Genomic DNA, 16,879 nt, shown 5'->3' on the forward strand with positions numbered 1-16,879 from the left:
CTTATTTTTTACCTTGAACCATATCGATAACCTGCTCGCGCGTGAAGACGTTGCTCGCAACCGTACCGGGCGCCGTCTTCGGCAAGACTTTCGCGAGCGAGTCCGAGGTCACGGTAAGCGTCGGCAACGACATCTCGTGCGGCAGCTTGTTACCGGCGAGAATCTGCTGGGCGGCCCAGAACGCAAAGCTCGACGAACCCGGATCGGCCGCGATCGACATCGTCTGATAGCTGTCGATACCCTGCTGTTGCCACCATGCGAGCTCTTCCTGACGATTGCCGAGAATGATCGTCGGAATCTTGCGGCCTGCGGCACGAAATGCCTGAGCAACACCATATCCGTCGCCTCCCTGCGTCACGACGCCGTCGATCGGCGGCAGCGACGGCAGGATGCCCGCCACTTCCTTTTGCGCGACCGTCTGCGTCCATTGACCATAGACCGAGCCGACGATTTTCATACCCGGATATTGCTTGAGCTCGTCGACGATGCCCTGATGAATCTCGTCGTCGACCGAAACACCGGCCAACCCGCGGACTTCGAGCAGATTGCCCTTGCCGCCGAGCTTCTTCGCAAGAAAGTCGACTTCCTCGGCGCCCATCTTATGAAAATCGGCCTCGATGCGATAGGCACACGGCTCGGTGACGATGCCGTCGAACGATACGACGACGACGCCGGCCGCGCATGCTTGCTTGATCGCGCCGTTGAGCGCCGTCGGCGATGCCGCGTTGATCACGATCGCCTTGTAGCCTTGCAGTACGAGGTTCTGGATTTGCTGGGCCTGCTCCGTCGCCTGATTCTCGGCTGTTGTGAACGCCGGTGCGTCCGCGATGAGGCCCGCTTTCTTCGCCTGCCCCGCCACTTGCGCCCAGATTTTCAACTGCTGCTGCCTGAATGTATTGCCGGCATAGCTATTCGAGAGCGCGATCTTTGCTTTCGACGTGTCGCCTGTCGCTACATTCGCGCTGGCGACCACGCTCAATGCAAACAGCGTGATGCCGGCGAGCCGCGTGATGGATGTTCTGTTGGCCACCGCCGTCTCCTCTCTTTTGTTGGTCGATTACGCTCATTGCATCGTATGTCATGACCTACTACCATACAAGTAGGTGTTTTCCAGCAAGCGCGATAATGGACGTTCGAGGCTGCCGCCTTGGGAGCGAACGACGATGAACGACCGCACAGACCGCACATTGGTATTCGCAGGCTGCCTGAATCGACCGATTCCGCATTTCGCAACTGCGAACGGAAACGGAATTGCCATGTTCTCGTTAGACGAGACCTCAGGACGGCTGTCTTTTCTCGCCGAATTCACCAACGTCGACAATCCGACCTACCTCGCCGTCGTCCAGGAGAGAACGATGCTCTATGCGACGAGCGAGCTTATTGATTCGCCGGAAGGCTTCATCAGCGCGTTGCGGATCGATGCGGCAAACGGGGCCTTGACGCTCGTCGGAGAAAGGCAGCGTACGCGCGGCAGATTGACGGCTTGGTGTGCGACGGACGCCCGCGGTGAAGTCGCCCTGGTCGCCAACTATGCGCGAGAGCGAACCGACGACGAGCCGAGGCGGCATATCGCGAGTTTTTCGATTCTTGCCGATGGCACGCTGACGTCCGTGACGAGCGAGTTCACTCATGAGGGTCGCGGGCCACATGACGACCGACAATCCGTCCCGCATGCGCATTGTGCCGTGCCGAGCCCCGATAACCGGTTCGTCATCGTGGCCGACCTCGGCACCGATGAGTTGACGACCTATGCTCTCGACCAGCCCCGCCGCGCGCTCGGTCCTGCGAATACCGCCCCGTTGAAGTTGGCGCCTGGCTCGGGACCACGCCATCTGACCTTTCATCCGAACGGAGCGCTCGCCTATGTGATCTGCGAACTGGCGAATGCCATCGATCGGCTCGCATATGACCGCGATATGGGCGAGTTGCGATGGCTCGACCGCACGGACATGCTGCCCGCCGGTGCGATGCCAAGCTTTGCCGCCGGCCTCGTCGCGTCGGCGAACGGTCGCCAGCTATACGCAAGCTTGCGCGGAGATGACAGCGTGATCACCTATGCGCTCGAGGAAGGTAGCGGGCGGATCGTCGGTGCATCGGCTAGCCCGAGTGGCGGCAAGACGCCGCGAAGCATCGCGCTATCGCCGTCCGGCAAATTCTTGTTCGTGGCGAATCAAGACAGCGATCTAATCGCATCGTGGCGCCTCGATCCGCACACGGGAATTCCGCTGGAGCAAGCCGATAGCGTGCACGTCGGCACGCCGATGTGCGTCCAGGCGGCGACGTTCCGCCCGAAATAATAAGCGACATCGCCGTGACCCCGCACGCTCGAGCTTCAGCGACTGACGTCGACAACTAGGCGCCCTCTCACCGCGCCTTTCAATAGCTCGCCGGCGGCATCGACCGCCTCGGTCAGCCCAATCGTTCTCGTCATTGCGTCGAGCGATGCGGCATCGAGGTCGCGCGCAAGGCGCCGCCATGCTTCGGCGCGTTCCGCCGCGGAGCGGTAAACGCTGTTGACGCCGAGCAGGCTTACGCCGCGCAAAATGAACGGCGCGACGGTCGCGGGAAGATCGAGCCCTTGCGCAAGCCCGCATGCCGCAACGGCGCCGTTCGCCCGTAGGCTCGCGCAGACATTGGCCAGTGTATGGCTGCCGACCGAATCGATGGCCGCAGCCCAACGTTCCTTCTGGAGCGGACGTCCCGGTTCGGAAAGCGTATTGCGATCGACGATCTCAGCCGCGCCGAGCCCGTGCAGATAGTCGGACTCCTGAAGACGCCCTGTCGATGCGACGACGCGGTACCCGAGCTTTGCGAGCAGCGCGATCGCCATGCTGCCCACGCCGCCGTTCGCACCGGTGACGAGCACGTCGCCCTGCGGCGGCTTGAGCCCATGACGCTCGAGCGCCATGATGCAGAGCATTGCCGTGTATCCGGCAGTACCGATCGCCATCGTCTGTTGCAGCGAAAGCCCTTTCGGCAACGGTGTCAGCCATTCGCCGCTCACGCGCGCCTTTTGCGCGAGCCCACCCCAATGCTGTTCGCCGATGCCCCATCCGTTCAGCAATACCTGGTCGCCCGCGGCGAACGCCGGATGATCGCTGCGCTCGACCGTGCCGGCCAGATCGATGCCCGGGACCATCGGAAAGCCGCGAACCACCGCCCCTTTCCCCGTAATCGCAAGCGCATCCTTGTAGTTCAGCGTGCTGTAGGCGATATTGACGAGGACGTCGCCGGGCGGAAGACGGGATTCGTCGAGCGACACCAATTCAGCTTCATAACGATCGTCTTTCTTGTCGACGAGAATTGCATTGAACATGAGCGCCTCCATTTCGTTGGACGGAAACGACGCATCGGCCTTGGCCTACCCTCTCCCGACGAACGGCATCTTCGTGGCCATGACAGTATGAAAGAGCACATTCGCTTCGAGCGGCAGATTGGCCATATAGAGCACCGATTGGCCGACGATGTCCACGTCGATCAGCGGCTCGGCCGCAATCTCGCCGTTCGCTTGCGGAACGCCTTTTTCCATTCGCGAGGCGAGCGGCGTGCGCGCGTTTCCAACATCGATCTGGCCGACTGCGATGTCATACTTGCGGCCATCGAGCGACGCGGACTTCGTCATGCCTTTCACCGCATGCTTGGTGGCCGTATAGGCGATCGAATTCGGCCGCGGTGCACTGGCCGAAATCGAGCCATTGTTGATGATGCGCCCGCCCATCGGCCGCTGCGAACGCATGACACGGAATGCCTGCTGAATGCAGTAGAACATGCCATTCAGATTGACGTCGACCACCGTGCGCCATTGCTCGGGGGTCCAGTCCTCGAACGGCCCGGGCGGGTTCGACACGCCGGCATTGTTAAAAAGAAGATCGAGCCGGCCGAATCGTTGGACGATCGTGGCAAAGGCCTGCTCGACGGCGCGGGCATCCGCCACGTCGCATGAATAGGCGAACGCACGCCCGGCGAAGGCTGGATCGTCGGCCACTTCGTTGAGCGGCTCGATGCGGCGCCCAAGCAGCGCGACGTTCCATCCATCTTTCAGCAGTGCGATCGCCGCGGCTCGACCGATCCCGCTTCCCGCGCCCGTCACGATCGCTGTTCTTGCTGACCTTCCCGCTCCATCTGTCATGCCGTTCTCTCCTCTTATGCGTCGACGCAACCTCTAACATGGTACTCGATCGGCTGTTGCGAAGCCGGCAGCCGCGCCGCGCGCACGATGCGGGTCGATTTGCCGGACGGCAGCAAACCTGCATCAACGATGAGAGAATCTCCTTCCATCCACCCACCTCCGTTTTCGCGAGCCGTACGGACCTCACATGGATGATGACGCACTCGTCTTCAACGGGCTCCGCCCACGATTGCAGAAAATTGCTTATCGAATGCTCGGGTCTGTCGCCGAGGCCGAGGATATCGTGCAGGACGTCTGGCTGCGTTGGCACACAGCGGACCGGGAAGCGATCGACAACGCTGAGGCATGGCTGGTTTCGGTCACCACACGGATATCCATCGACCGCCTGCGCGCCGCCAAGGTCCAACGCGAACACTACGCTGGCATCTGGTTGCCCGAGCCCGAAATGACGGGCTCGCCGACTACCCCGGAAGAGGCGAAAGAACGTGCCGACGATGTCTCCGTGGCTTTTCTGTTGCTGCTTGAGCGGCTGACGCCCGAGGCGCGCGCCGCCTTCCTGCTGCGCGAGGTCTTCGACGCCGACTACGCGGAAGTGGCGCAGGCGATCGGCAAGAGCGAAGCGGCGTGCCGTCAACTGGTCAGCCGTGCAAAAGCACAACTGCGCGACGAGCGGCCACGCTACGCGATTGGTCGCGAAACACATCAGCGCCTCTTGCAGGCGTTCGTGCAGGCACTCGAGCGCGGCGACTTCCCCTCGATCAACGCGTTTCTTTCCGAAGACGCCATTTTGCTCGGCGATGGCGGCGGCAAAGTTCAGAGCTTCCCGAAACCGTTGGTGGGCGGTCGACGCATCGCGCAACTTTTCTACGCGTCCTCGCTGCGCTTTGGCAGTCAATTGCACCACGAGCTGGTACTGCTCAACGGTCAGTGGGCGCTGCTGCGCTTTATTGAAGGCCGACTCGAATCGGCACAGTCGTTCGAAACCGACGGGGCTCGCATCGTTGCCGTGCAAATTCAGCGCAACCCCGATAAGCTCGCACGCATCGCGGCCGCGCACGGCAATGGTTGACAAAAAATTTTCACGTATCGCGTCACAGACGATCGTGCCAATACGTCTAGGAAGCAGGCACTTTACGACTCCGCTTCCATGTCAGACTACTCATCGCGCCTCCCGAGCGGCATCGACGATCCGCTGGCAAGCACCTTTGCGACCAGTTACGCCGGCGTCATATCATTCCTGGCCGTCGCCAACGAAGGCAGCTTTGCCCGCGCCGGCGACCGCCTCGGCATCGGCCGCTCGTCCGTTAGTCGCAACGTGCAGAAACTCGAGGCGCAGCTAGATGCGCGCCTTTTCGTACGCACGACGCGCAGCACCTCATTGACGCGTGAGGGCGAGCTTTTCTATGAAAACTGCCAGCCGGGTCTGGCTCGCATCGCACAAGCCCTAGAAGATATGCGGGAGCTGCGCAATGGGCCGCCCCGGGGCCATCTGCGCATCGCCTCGACGCCGGGCTTTGGCCGTAAAATCGTCGCGCCGCTTTTGCGGGGCTTTCACGCGCGATATCCCGAGATCTCTCTGGAACTATTGCTGAACGACCGGCCTGCGGACTTCGCCGCCGATCGCGTCGATGTGTCTTTTCGCGACGGACGCATCGAAGACAGCGGCATCGTTGCACGCCGGCTCATTCCGATGCAGATGATTGTTTGCGCGTCGCCTGCCTATGCGCACCTCTACGGATTGCCGCGCCACATTGGCGACTTGGACGGGCATCGGTGCATCAACCTATTGATGGCGTCCGGCCGCGTCAAAGAGTGGGAATTCAAAGTCGACGGTCTGCCGCAGCGGCGCCAGCCCATTGCGAGCCATACATTCAACGATCCCGATCTGGTCGTGCAGGCGGCGCTCGACGGACTAGGACTTGCGCAGTTGCCCGCCTATCAGGTGCGCGATCTTCTGCGTGACGGACGCCTCGTCAGCTGCCTGATGCGACATGCACCCGACGATGGCGGTCACTACTTATGCTATCTGAGTCGCAAGCTGCTTCCCGCCCGCATCCGCGTGTTCATCGACTATATGACCGAGCATACAAGGGCGCTCGACCTTCAGCGTCCTACCGCAACGACTACATTGCAGTCGATTGAGCAGGAGTCGGCTGCCTGATATTCCGGCGATTCGCGACTCGATGGACCGAAACTCGACGATGAGATGTCGCGCCGAGCTGGAAATCGCGCAGCCAACCGTGAGCTGGTCGCCTTTATAGCGCAATAGTCTCCAGCGCCGGATCCTCGTGCGTCTCACCCAGCATCGATCGGAGGTCACGCTCGATCAAGGCGCACATCGTCGAAATTGGCACATCGTTGGCCCCACCCTCGAACGGATTAGTACAACGATCGTCAACGGCACCGATAGCCAGGTCATCGCGCAGAACTTGAACAGGATGACGGGTATCGAGCCACAAATGACGAGCGCGTAGATTTGCCGCCGCGTCCAGACCAGGAACTCGGACAACCTATAGGATTTGCCAAGGTGCATGTCGATTCCCGCCACCGATTGGGCGATCAGTCCGCCGGCCGGTGAAACGTCGCGACGTAGTGCGCTTGAGCGATAACTTTTCCATGCATCTGATAAGCGACGAGCGCCGGACTCGATGCCGCCTTCACATCGATACTCGGGACTGCGAGCGCCGATGCAGTGACGACGTATCGATGCGATTCGCCTTCAGGCGGACAAGGTCCGCCGTACCTGGAATCGCCGAAGTCCGTCAGCGTTTCGACGGCGCCCGCGGGCAACAGCGTCGGGTTGCCCGAGGCGCCCTTTTCGATCGACGTATCCGACCCGGGAATGTTGACGACTTCCCAATGCGTCCAGCCGAGTCCACCCGTCGGCGCATCCGGGTCGTAGATCGTGACGACAATGCTCTTCGTGCCGCGAGGAACATGGGACCACGAGATGTGGGGCGAAACGTTGGCCCCGTGACATCCAAATCCGCCGTAGACCTGTTCGCTCATGAACTGTCCGCGATCCAGGTCGTCCACCTGCACGGAAAAGCGCTCGGCAAGAGCGATTGCGGGCACGATTGCCAAAAGTGCTGAAGAGCAGAGAGCTGCTCGCAAAACGCCGTTGAGGCCCATAGTGAGTTCCGTTGCGACTTACCCAAGATGTTGAGGATCGATGGATGTGCCTGATCGACGTTGGCAGGATCGCTTGCGCGGCCATCGTCGAAACGGATTGTAGGTATGGACGCCGAACGGCAGTAGCCCCGCGAAGGGGTTCACCGTGTTGCCGCGAAAACAACAATCGGCTTGCGTCTCTCTGAAGTTCGTTCGAGCTTGCGAGACGCGGATCAAAGCTAGGCCGACCCGATGACGGATAGGCCCAGCCCAGACTCGTCGCGCCTCAGAACATATGGCGCTCGGCTGCTTTGCGAGGGGCGATGGACGCGCATCCGGATCAGTACCCGATCGGGGCGCGTCGTCGCTATCCGGCTTACCGCGAATCAGTGCGCTGGGCCAGTGCGCTCGTATCGAGTCGCTGTAGAAGCTGGTATCCCTCCGCCCAGTCTTCCAGTTGGCTGGCGGCGTTGATATGCCCGTGTGCTCCCACGTCGACGAACTCGCTGCCCCATATGTTTGCACAGGACTGCGCATGACCGATCGATCCATACGGATCGTCGCTGCTTGCAACGACAATGCTGGGAAACGGCAATCTCGAGGACGGCACAGCCGAAAACCCGACCGTGAAAGCGCGCGGAAATGCGGGCGCCGACGGATCTGGAACGGCTACGAGCAGCGCCCCTCGAATGGCGCGCGCGTGCCGCGCGGCCCAATGCGCCACCGCCAGGCAACCGAGACTGTGAGCAACGACGATGACATCGGGGCCGAGCGCCCTCACCTCATTATCGATCGCCGCCACCCATTCGTCGCAAACGGCGTGATCCCAGTCTTCGACCTTGATGCGAGACCAGTTCCCCGGTTTCGTCGCCTCCCAGAGGCTTTGCCAGTGGGTTGGTCCCGAATTCCCGTAACCGGGCACGATCAGGAAGCGTCGACTCATCTTTTTTCTCCGTGAAAGGGCGTCCCAGTGTAAGACCTGACGGTCTCTGTCAGAATAACCGAGCCGATGAATTGTTCGTCATCTGGCGCTTCGAATGCGCGGAGGTACAGCCATGAGCATCGCTTTGAATCACACCATCGTTTATGCCCACGATAGGGACGCGTCCGCAACGTTTCTCACCGAGATTCTAGGGCTCCCCAAGCCCACGCCGTTTGGGCCGTTTCTCACGGTGCATCTCAGCAACGACGTAACGATGGACTTCATGGAATCCGACGATCGGATAACGGCGCAGCACTATGCCTTCCTTGTCAGTGAAGCCGAATTCAGCGAGATCATGGAGCGCATTCAGGACCGCAAGCTGCGGTATTGGGCCGACCCTGCCCAACGACGCGAAGGCGAGATCAGTACCCGTGACGGCGGTCTTGGCGCGTATTTCGAGGATCCGAATGGCCATCTGCTCGAAATCATTACGCGGCCCTATGGCGGGCATTAGAGAGCCACGCCGCTGTTCAGCGGGCGAGCGCGCAGTGGGAAGCTGGCGTGCCGATCGTCGCCGTTTCGGGCACCCGCAGCCCCCACAATCCCCATTGACAAACGTACCAAATTTGGTACGATAGCAACGTTCCCAGATTCTGCTTCCTGCATGGCCCCTCCCGATCGCGTGCTCTTTGTCTATCTCTATCGATCAGAAAATGGCAATGAGCCCGTTCGCGAGTGGCTTCGTGGGCTGGATATCGAAGACCGAAAGTCCATCGGCGACGACGTCAAAACCGTCGAGCTTGGCTGGCCGATCGGAATGCCTTTGGTCCGAAAGATGGAGGCAGACATCTGGGAGGTCCGGGTTGACTTGCGGCAGCGGATTGCCCGGGTGCTTTTCACGGTCATTGGCGACAAGATGGTTTTGCTCCACGGCTTCATTAAGAAGTCGCAGCAAACGCCTGCGTCCGACCTGAAACTCGCCCGTACAAGAATGCGGCAAGCTCACGACGCGGCAACTGCGAAGCAATTGAAGGAGTCCCCACATGGCAAACAAGCACGTCGGAAGTAGCTTCGACGACTTCCTCGCCGAAGAAGGTCGGCTCGAGGAAGCCACAGCTACCGCCATGAAGAGAATCATCGCGTGGCAAATCGCGCATGAAATGAAGGCTCAAAAACTGTCCAAAACAGCGATGGCGGAACGCATGCACACGAGCCGGGCAGCGTTAAATCGCTTGCTGGACGAGGAAGACACAAGCCTTACATTGACAACGCTGGCGAGCGCTCTTACGGCGCTAGGCAAACGAATGGAATTTAAGCTCGCAGCCTGACAACCTCGCACAGCAAGCTCTTCGACCACCCAAACATAAGCCCGCCTAATGCGGGCTTTGTCGCATTCGACTCGTCCGATCAGCGCGGCAGTGAGCGCACCGCCTTCAGCGCCGCCGACACCGTGTTGTACGTGATGCGACGCATAACCTAATGTAATAGCCGCCGGAAAATAAAGCGCATTGACGCTGCCCTCGCCGCCCACCAATACTCGGATCATAGCGAAGGCACTCTGATCCTCGAACCGCAACATCAGAAGAAGCGCCCGGTCGCACGTACCGGACGGCGCCCAGCTTTCGCGATTGATGACAGCGCACGCTGAGCAGTTCACGCGCTGGTAGACAGCCAGCCGAATGAGCGCGCAAGGTGTCCCGATGGAAAGTTGAGGCTATGAACTCGGTAGAAAGAATGTTCGTCCCTGAGCAGCAAGCGGAAGATCGGCTCTCGAATGCGAGCACCTGGGAGAGCGGCACGAAATTTTGGGCGAGCAGCGAGGAACAGATCCTGACGTGTGCTCGTGTGGTAGACGAGACCGACGATGTCAAAAGCTTCGAATTCCGCGTGGGCGACGGCACGCCGGTTCGCTTCGAACCGGGTCAGTTCATGACCGTGTCGGCAAGCGTACAAGGTCCGACGGTCAAGCGCTGCTACACGATTTCGTCTCCGCCGACGCGGCCGTATCTGTTGTCGATTACCGTAAAGCGAGTGTGCCGGGCGGCATCGTGTCCAACTGGCTTCACGACAACATGAAACTCGGCAGCCAGTTGCGCGCGTACGGCCCGTCCGGCAGCTTCACGCCGACAGTAGCGCCCGCCGCCAAACAATCGCTTTACCTGTCCGCCGGTTCGGGCGTCACGCCGCTGATGTCGATGACGCGTGCGAGCATCGATCTTGGTCTCGATCGTGACATCGTCTTCGTTCACAGTGCAAGGACGCCGGCGGATATCGTCTTCCGCAAAGAACTCGAAAGGCTCGTGGCGCTGTCGCCTCGCCTGCGCACATTCTTCCTTTGCGAAGGGATCGGAAACGAAAGCGATTGGTCGGGACCCATCGGCCGCCTCAGTCTGCAGCAACTTTCCGAATGGGTACCGGACTACGCCGAGCGCGAGGTGTTCACTTGCGGTCCCGCCGGCTATATGAAAGCCGCGCAGACATTGCTGCGCGAAGGCGGTCACAACCCGGCGCGCTATCACCAGGAAAGCTTCGATTTCTCGGCGGGTGCGGCAACTGTGGAGACGGCACACACGGCGGAAACCGCCGCGCCACAGGTCGATGCATCGCAAGAGACGTTCACCGTGAAACTCTCGCGCTCGTCGAGGACGTTCAAGATGAGGGCCTCCGAAACCGTGCTCGCCGCTGCGAAAAAGGCCGGCGTCGCGATCCCCTCGTCTTGCAGCCAAGGCATCTGCGGCACGTGCAAGACGAAGGTGCTCGAAGGCGAGGTCGACATGAAGCACAACGGCGGCATTCGCGATCGAGAAGTCCAGAAAGGATTTCGCTTGCTCTGCTGCAGCCGGCCGACGTCGGACTTGGTGCTCGAACTGTAGTCACCCCCAGTTCGTCGACGAAAACACGAGCGATGTAGTCACGGCATGTTTTGAAGCGGGTTACACCCGTCGAACCCGCTTATCCCCCGAAAAAGCATGATCATTGAAGGAGACGCAGTATGGCGGCCGACCAGCTTTCCGATGCACACAGCACAGTTCAAGCGGGCGGTAAGGAGGCGATCTTGCGCGAGGTACGAGCGTATCGGCTCGCTCGCGTGCAGGAGCAACTGCTCAAACATCAATGCCCGGCGATCCTGCTGTACGACCCGGTGAACATCCGCTATGCGACCGATTCGTCCAACACGCAGGGCGTCAAGCTCGAACAGCAAGTCGTACTCACAGAGCACGGTTACGTCTCGCTCACTGATTGCAGCTTCGAAACCGACTGGCTGTAGGCGTTGCAATTCAAGCACGCTTTCAGAGCTTCATAGCGCTTAGCCGCCTAGCTAATAGCGCCATCCTCCCGCAGCCAGTCGATCAATCGCGCGACGGCCGGCGTCATCGTCCGGCCGTGAGGGACGATGACGTAGTAGGCGTCGCGCGGTTTGCACGATGCGCTCGTCAAGCGCACGAGTTCGCCTTTTTCCAAGAGGTCGTGCACCAGACGGCTCCAGCCCAGCGCGACGCCTTGGCCATATCTCGCCGCTTGCACGGCATCCGTGTACAAGCTGCTGCGCAGCACGTAGTTCAACTTCGCCGGACGATGCCCTGCGGATCGAAACCACGCCTCCCACCCCATCCAGCCCTCGTACGTCGAGTCCGATTCGATGAGCGGCAGAGCAGCCAGCGCCTCGAGCGAGTCCGATATTTCGTTCTCCTCAAGAAAGCGCGGAGAGCAAACGGGAAACACTTCTTCGTCGAACAACAACGTGGAGGTGCCGTCGCCCCAGTTGCCATCACCGTATCGCACCGCAACATCGACCTCGACATGGCGAATGTCCGCGGTGAACATCTGCGTGCTCAACCGCAACAGCAAGGGCGGATCAAGGCGCTTAAGGTTCGGCAGCCTCGGCAGCAATCGCAGTTGCGCAAACGGCGCCGTCGCAGCGAGCACGAGTTCTTGCTGCTCCGCACCGATCGACAGACGATCGAATACGCCCGCGATCTTCTGCATTGATTCGGACACGACCACAAAGAGTGCTTCGCCCTCGGCGGTCAACGCGATGGAGCGGTGCAAGCGATGGAATAAGCGTACGCCCAACGCTCCCTCCAGAAACCGTACCTGCCTGCTGACCGCTGCCTGGGTCACGCCCAATTCAGTCGCTGCACGCGTAAAGCTGCCCAAGCGCGCCACCGCCTCGAATTCAATCAGTGCGGTCAAGGACGGTACGATGCGTCGATATCCCTTAATTGCCCTTGTCATTTTGCCTCTGTTTGCCCCATTTCATGCCTCGTCCGCCGGAAGATCGCCTGTTTTCCAAGGGCGCCTTAAGTCGGCGCATCCGGTACCGAATGCCCCGGGGCCCTCTCCCGCACGAGGAGGCAGGGGAAAGCCTACCGAAAACCCCGTCCAGTGCTGCATAACATAAAGTAATGCGATGCGAAAAATAAAGCGCGTTGACGCTACTTTTCGCCGCTCCAATACTGCCCGCATAACTCAATGCAACGCACTGGGAAAAATATCTACCTATTGGAGGCCCGCCATGACCGTCATTCCTATCAAGACCCATCGTGAACTGCTCGACAGCCGGGAGCCCGGACAGGGGATGCCCGGCGACCTGTTCGGGCGGCAGGACGTGTTTGAAACGGACATGGATGTCTTTTTCCACAAGCGATGGATCCTCGTCGCCGTGACGGCCGACGTGCCCGAACCCGGCGATGTCTATGCGATCGATATCGGCAAAGCTTCGGTGCTGATCGTGCGCGATGACGACGAAAACATCCGCGCCTTTCGAAACGTCTGCCGGCATCGCGGCTCGCGCCTCGTCAAGAACGCCGGCAAGGTCAGCGTCGGCATGCTGGTTTGTCCCTATCACCAATGGACCTACGACCTGGACGGCAGCCTGCGTCACGCCACGCATATGGGCAAGGAATTCGATAAGGATTGCAAGAGCCTGATTCCGGTTCACGTCAAGGTCGTCGGCGCGCACGTGTTCGTTTGCCTTGCCGACGAGGCGCCGGAAGATATTGCAAAGCTCGAGGCGGCCATGACGCCGCGCTTCGCGCCGCATGAGATGCAGCGTACGAAGATTGCCTATGAGATGGATATCGTCGAGAACGGCAACTGGAAGCTCGTCATGGAGAATAACCGTGAGTGCTACCACTGCGGCGGCACGCATCCGGAGCTGACGCAGTCGTTCCTCGCGCACGACTTCGGCTTCTGCCCCGATGGCCAAAGCGAGGAGTCGCTGGCCGACTACGAGCAGTACCTCGCGAACAACGCGGCCCGCAAGGAAGAATGGGAGAAAGACGGCTATATCTGCGAGTTGGTCGAATCGCTCGACGAAAGCGTCGAAACGAATTTCCGTTCGCAGCGGCTCGTGATCGCCGGGGCCGGCGAATCTCAGACGATGGACACCAAGGTCGCCAGCACCAAGCTGCTCGGCAACTTGCAACGCCGCGATCTCGGCGACGTGCATATGTGGGGACATCACTCGTGGACGCACGTGATGAGCGACCACGCCGTCATCGCCTATGCCATTCCGCTGGCACCGGACAAAACGCGCGTGCGTACCATTTGGCTCGTGAACGAAGATGCCGTGGAAGGCGTCGACTACGACCTGAAGAAGCTGACCGAAGTGTGGATCGCCACGACTACGCAGGACGCGGAACTGGTCGGCAACACGCATAGCGGGACGCAGGACCCGGGCTACGTTCCGGGCCCGTACTCGAAGTACACGGAGGACGCACTCGAGCAGTTCGCTCGCTGGTATGACGCGCGCATTAAGGCGAGTGGCGTTTAACCGGGTTGCGAAGGGGCCGGATATGACTCACACCCGCCCCTTTTCACTCCCCGCCGCGCTCAATATATGCGTTTGCCGCCGATAGCAGCCATGTCTCGAAAGCCTGCAGCCATGGGGAATTCTGCTGATGCTCCGGATAGACGAGGTAGTAGCCCTTGTCGCTAGGTAAAGGCAGATCGCAAGGACAAATCAGCTCGCCAATGTTGAGCTCGTGCGAAACGAGGAATCGAGGCACGAGCGCGACACCCAATCCCGCGCGGGCAGCCTCCACGAGCATCGAAAAAAGCTCATACCGCTGACCTTTCATGCTGTCGGCGTCGTCGACGCCTGCCTGCACGAGCCATTGCCGCCATGCATCGGGGCGCGCCGACTGATGCAGCAACGTGAAATTCGGGACCTCGGAAGGCGCGAGGTTCGTCCGCCCGCTCATCAACCGCGGACTGCATACCGCAATCATCTCCTCACCGAACAGAAATTTGGCGATTGCCCCCGGCCAAATGGGATCGCCGAAGTGAATCGCCGCATCGAACTGCGTGTCGGTGAACAGGAACGGCTCGGCCCGCGTCGCCAGGTTGACGACGATGTTTTGGTGCGCGCCGTAGAACTGCGGAAGCCGCGGAATCAACCATCGCGTAGCGAACGTGGGAATGACCGCGAGTTCGAGGATACCGCCCGCATTCGGGTGGGCCATCGCCGCCAGCGTATCGCGCTCCATTCTCTCGAGGTTCTCTCGCACGCGCTTCGCATAGAGTTGGCCGACCTCGGTGAGACTAAGGCGCTTCTTGACCCGGTTGAAAAGCGCGACGCCCAGATATTCCTCGAGTATCGCAACCTGCCGTCCGACGGCGCTTTGCGTCAGGGCGAGCTCATCGGCGCTGCGGGTAAAGCTCAGGTGGCGGGCCGCTGCCTCGAATGCGACCAAGGCTTCCATACTCGGAATCTTTCGTCTCACGGATCATTCCTCAAACGCACAACGTCGCGAGTTTATATCGTTTGCTCGCGTCAAACCATATCGCAACAATGTCTTCCATATGGCGGTAGATCGTACGATTCATCTCGTATCGATTTCGTTCGCACTCCTCATTTTCAGACCAACATCGACTTTCGAATTGAAGGAGCATCATGTCCAACGACGCACTTCCCGCCAAATTCAAGCCCTATACCCGCCAGACGATCAGCCAGGCTCCGCAATGGCAATTGCTTTCGACGGAGCTGCGCGAAGCGGTACAGGTCGTGTCTCGCGTGTTGCCGTTTCGCACGAATCAGTACGTGATGGAGGAGTTGATCGATTGGACCAACATCCCGGACGATCCTATCTATCGCCTCACGTTCCCCCATCAGGACATGCTTTCCCCGGCCGAGTATTCACATCTTAGAGACCTGGTACTCGAGAAGAAGGACGAGGCTGCGATCGAGGAAGCCGTGCGTGCGATCCGCATGCGGATGAATCCACATCCCGCCGGCCAGATGACGCACAACGTCCCCTTTCTCGATGGTCAACCGCTAAGCGGGCTGCAGCACAAATACAAAGAGACGGTGCTGTTCTTCCCCAGCGCCGGACAGACCTGTCACGCCTATTGCACGTTCTGCTTCCGTTGGCCGCAATTCGTCGGCATGGACGATCTCAAGTTCGATGCGCGCGAATCCAATGAACTCGTTGCCTATTTGAAGCAGCATCGTGAAGTGACCGACGTCCTGATTACCGGCGGCGATCCGCTGATCATGAACACGCGGTCTCTTTCAGGATATATCGAACCCCTGTTGGCGCCCGAACTTTCCCATATTCAAAACATCCGCATCGGGACCAAATCGGTATCGTACTGGCCGCAACGCTTCGTGACGGACAAGGATTCCGACGATCTCATACGCTTGTTCGAAAAAGTCGTCGCGGCGGGCAAGAACCTCGCGATCATGGGCCACTACAATCACCCGGCTGAACTGCGCCCGGCCATCGCGCAGCGTGCGGTGAAACGTATCGTTTCGTCGGGCGCGACGCTGCGAATGCAGGCACCGCTGATTCGCCACATCAACGAAGATCCCAAGGGATGGGCGGAACTGTGGACAACGGGCGTGCGGCTCGGCGCCATCCCCTACTATATGTTCGTCGAACGCGACACGGGCCCCAGCCATTACTTCGAGTTGCCACTCGCGAAAGCCTATGAGATTTTTCAGGCGGCCTATCAGACCGTATCGGGACTCGCGCGCACGGTCCGCGGTCCTTCGATGAGCGCATTCCCCGGCAAGGTCGTCATCGATGGCATCGTCGATATCGGTGGCGAGAAGGTGTTTGCCCTTCAGTTCTTGCAAGCACGCAACCCCGACTGGGTGCGCAGGCCGTTCTACGCCAAGTTCAATCCGACGGCCACTTGGCTGCATGATCTCGAGCCCGCGTTCGGTGCGAAGAAGTTTTTCTTCGAAGAGGAAAGCGTCGCGAGCATCGCCATTGCTCGGCATTCCGGCCGCCATCTCTCCAGCGCGTCGTCTGAGCCGGCATTCGCCATCGCGTCCAACGGATGACAGAAGTCCCTTAGGCGAGTTTGGGCTGTTGCTTGCGGCGGCCCGCTCCTCGATGGTATTTTCGTTTTACCAGGAGGCTCAATGGCTTACGTCGTGACCGAAGGCTGCATCCGCTGCCGCTACACGGATTGCGTCGAAGTATGTCCAACCGATTGTTTTCGCGCGGGCCCCAACTTTCTCGTCATCGATCCGGACGAGTGCATCGATTGCGCCGTCTGTGTTCCGGAGTGTCCGGCCGACGCCATTGCATCGGCCGAGGATATCGCGGATGACCAGCGGTCGTTCGTCGAGTTGAATGCTTCTTTGTCGAAACAATGGCCTGTCATTATGAGCAGACAGGCACCGCTGCCCGACGCCGACGATTGGAAAGGGGTGCGCGACAAGCTGCGGCACCTCGTCGCCGAACCCGTTGCCGACTAGCCCG

Annotated in this window: 17 protein-coding genes and 2 pseudogenes; 11 read left to right on the top strand and 8 right to left on the bottom strand. The window is 60.2% G+C overall.

Features of this window, described 5'->3' with window-relative positions; translation table 11 throughout:
• Nucleotide 1: 1 nt before the first annotated feature.
• Nucleotides 2-1,030, bottom strand: a complete 1,029-nt coding sequence (locus B0G57_RS17325) for an ABC transporter substrate-binding protein (RefSeq protein WP_018444089.1) — start codon at nucleotides 1,028-1,030, stop codon at nucleotides 2-4.
• 133 nt (nucleotides 1,031-1,163) lie between these two features.
• On the opposite strand from B0G57_RS17325, the gene B0G57_RS17330 reads away from it, so the two are divergent.
• Nucleotides 1,164-2,297, top strand: coding sequence for a lactonase family protein (locus B0G57_RS17330; protein ID WP_018444088.1), 1,134 nt, complete (start codon nucleotides 1,164-1,166; stop codon nucleotides 2,295-2,297).
• Nucleotides 2,298-2,332: 35 nt separating this feature from the next.
• Here B0G57_RS17330 and acuI read toward each other — a convergent pair whose 3' ends face one another.
• Nucleotides 2,333-3,316 (bottom strand): acrylyl-CoA reductase (NADPH), encoded by a 984-nt coding sequence (acuI, locus tag B0G57_RS17335; RefSeq protein WP_026230299.1) that lies wholly within the window; start codon nucleotides 3,314-3,316, stop codon nucleotides 2,333-2,335.
• Nucleotides 3,317-3,361: 45 nt separating this feature from the next.
• The gene (locus B0G57_RS17340; protein WP_026230298.1) at nucleotides 3,362-4,129 is read right to left on the bottom strand and encodes an SDR family oxidoreductase; all 768 of its coding nucleotides are present in this window, start codon (nucleotides 4,127-4,129) and stop codon (nucleotides 3,362-3,364) included.
• A gap of 187 nt (nucleotides 4,130-4,316) precedes the next feature.
• On the opposite strand from B0G57_RS17340, the gene B0G57_RS17345 reads away from it, so the two are divergent.
• Both B0G57_RS17345 and B0G57_RS17350 read left to right on the top strand, forming a co-directional pair.
• Nucleotides 4,317-5,198 carry an RNA polymerase sigma-70 factor gene (locus tag B0G57_RS17345; protein WP_018444084.1) on the top strand — a complete coding sequence of 294 codons (882 nt, stop codon included), beginning with the start codon at nucleotides 4,317-4,319 and terminating at the stop codon, nucleotides 5,196-5,198.
• Between the two features lie 78 nt (nucleotides 5,199-5,276).
• The gene (locus B0G57_RS17350; protein WP_018444083.1) at nucleotides 5,277-6,290 is read left to right on the top strand and encodes a LysR family transcriptional regulator; all 1,014 of its coding nucleotides are present in this window, start codon (nucleotides 5,277-5,279) and stop codon (nucleotides 6,288-6,290) included.
• 216 nt (nucleotides 6,291-6,506) lie between these two features.
• Here the strand turns inward: B0G57_RS17350 and B0G57_RS32365 are convergent.
• The 3 genes and pseudogenes from B0G57_RS32365 to B0G57_RS17370 form a co-directional block, all read right to left on the bottom strand.
• A pseudogene (locus tag B0G57_RS32365) lies at nucleotides 6,507-6,662 on the bottom strand (bestrophin family protein); the annotation flags it as partial.
• A gap of 26 nt (nucleotides 6,663-6,688) precedes the next feature.
• The gene (locus tag B0G57_RS17365; RefSeq protein ID WP_020566583.1) at nucleotides 6,689-7,261 is read right to left on the bottom strand and encodes a YbhB/YbcL family Raf kinase inhibitor-like protein; all 573 of its coding nucleotides are present in this window, start codon (nucleotides 7,259-7,261) and stop codon (nucleotides 6,689-6,691) included.
• A 355-nt stretch (nucleotides 7,262-7,616) separates the two neighbouring features.
• The gene (locus B0G57_RS17370) at nucleotides 7,617-8,183 is read right to left on the bottom strand and encodes an RBBP9/YdeN family alpha/beta hydrolase (RefSeq protein WP_018444080.1); all 567 of its coding nucleotides are present in this window, start codon (nucleotides 8,181-8,183) and stop codon (nucleotides 7,617-7,619) included.
• A gap of 112 nt (nucleotides 8,184-8,295) precedes the next feature.
• Here B0G57_RS17370 and B0G57_RS17375 point away from each other — a divergent pair, with 112 nt between their 5' ends.
• The 5 genes and pseudogenes from B0G57_RS17375 to B0G57_RS31790 all read left to right on the top strand — a co-directional run bounded on the left by B0G57_RS17375 (nucleotide 8,296) and on the right by B0G57_RS31790 (nucleotide 11,430).
• Complete coding sequence (locus B0G57_RS17375) at nucleotides 8,296-8,676, top strand: VOC family protein (RefSeq protein WP_018444079.1); 381 nt, start codon at nucleotides 8,296-8,298, stop codon at nucleotides 8,674-8,676.
• A gap of 150 nt (nucleotides 8,677-8,826) precedes the next feature.
• Nucleotides 8,827-9,231 carry a type II toxin-antitoxin system RelE/ParE family toxin gene (locus B0G57_RS17380; RefSeq protein ID WP_018444078.1) on the top strand — a complete coding sequence of 135 codons (405 nt, stop codon included), beginning with the start codon at nucleotides 8,827-8,829 and terminating at the stop codon, nucleotides 9,229-9,231.
• Nucleotides 9,206-9,490 (top strand): XRE family transcriptional regulator, encoded by a 285-nt coding sequence (locus tag B0G57_RS17385; RefSeq protein ID WP_018444077.1) that lies wholly within the window; start codon nucleotides 9,206-9,208, stop codon nucleotides 9,488-9,490. The genes B0G57_RS17380 and B0G57_RS17385 overlap by 26 nt, the downstream gene beginning before the upstream one ends.
• A 388-nt stretch (nucleotides 9,491-9,878) precedes the next feature.
• Nucleotides 9,879-11,035 (top strand): annotated as a pseudogene (locus tag B0G57_RS17390) (2Fe-2S iron-sulfur cluster-binding protein).
• A gap of 119 nt (nucleotides 11,036-11,154) precedes the next feature.
• Complete coding sequence (locus tag B0G57_RS31790) at nucleotides 11,155-11,430, top strand: hypothetical protein (RefSeq protein WP_018444076.1); 276 nt, start codon at nucleotides 11,155-11,157, stop codon at nucleotides 11,428-11,430.
• Nucleotides 11,431-11,477: 47 nt separating this feature from the next.
• Here the strand turns inward: B0G57_RS31790 and B0G57_RS17400 are convergent, their stop codons facing one another.
• On the bottom strand, nucleotides 11,478-12,398 hold the full coding sequence (locus B0G57_RS17400) for a LysR substrate-binding domain-containing protein (RefSeq protein ID WP_026230297.1): 921 nt from the start codon (nucleotides 12,396-12,398) through the stop codon (nucleotides 11,478-11,480).
• 280 nt (nucleotides 12,399-12,678) lie between these two features.
• Between B0G57_RS17400 and B0G57_RS17405 the strand changes: the two genes are divergently transcribed.
• On the top strand, nucleotides 12,679-13,938 hold the full coding sequence (locus B0G57_RS17405; protein WP_020566582.1) for an aromatic ring-hydroxylating oxygenase subunit alpha: 1,260 nt from the start codon (nucleotides 12,679-12,681) through the stop codon (nucleotides 13,936-13,938).
• Nucleotides 13,939-13,981: 43 nt separating this feature from the next.
• On the opposite strand, the gene B0G57_RS17410 is transcribed toward B0G57_RS17405, so the two are convergent.
• Nucleotides 13,982-14,869: a LysR family transcriptional regulator gene (locus B0G57_RS17410; protein WP_018444073.1), complete on the bottom strand. Its 888-nt coding sequence runs from the start codon at nucleotides 14,867-14,869 to the stop codon at nucleotides 13,982-13,984.
• Nucleotides 14,870-15,060: 191 nt separating this feature from the next.
• Here B0G57_RS17410 and B0G57_RS17415 point away from each other — a divergent pair, with 191 nt between their 5' ends.
• Both B0G57_RS17415 and fdxA read left to right on the top strand, forming a co-directional pair.
• Nucleotides 15,061-16,455 carry a KamA family radical SAM protein gene (locus tag B0G57_RS17415; RefSeq protein ID WP_018444072.1) on the top strand — a complete coding sequence of 465 codons (1,395 nt, stop codon included), beginning with the start codon at nucleotides 15,061-15,063 and terminating at the stop codon, nucleotides 16,453-16,455.
• 81 nt (nucleotides 16,456-16,536) lie between these two features.
• On the top strand, nucleotides 16,537-16,875 hold the full coding sequence (gene fdxA / locus B0G57_RS17420) for a ferredoxin FdxA (protein WP_018444071.1): 339 nt from the start codon (nucleotides 16,537-16,539) through the stop codon (nucleotides 16,873-16,875).
• The last annotated feature ends 4 nt before the right edge of the window (nucleotides 16,876-16,879 follow it).

It is taken from the genome of Trinickia symbiotica, assembly GCF_002934455.1.
Lineage (GTDB): Bacteria > Pseudomonadota > Gammaproteobacteria > Burkholderiales > Burkholderiaceae > Trinickia > Trinickia symbiotica.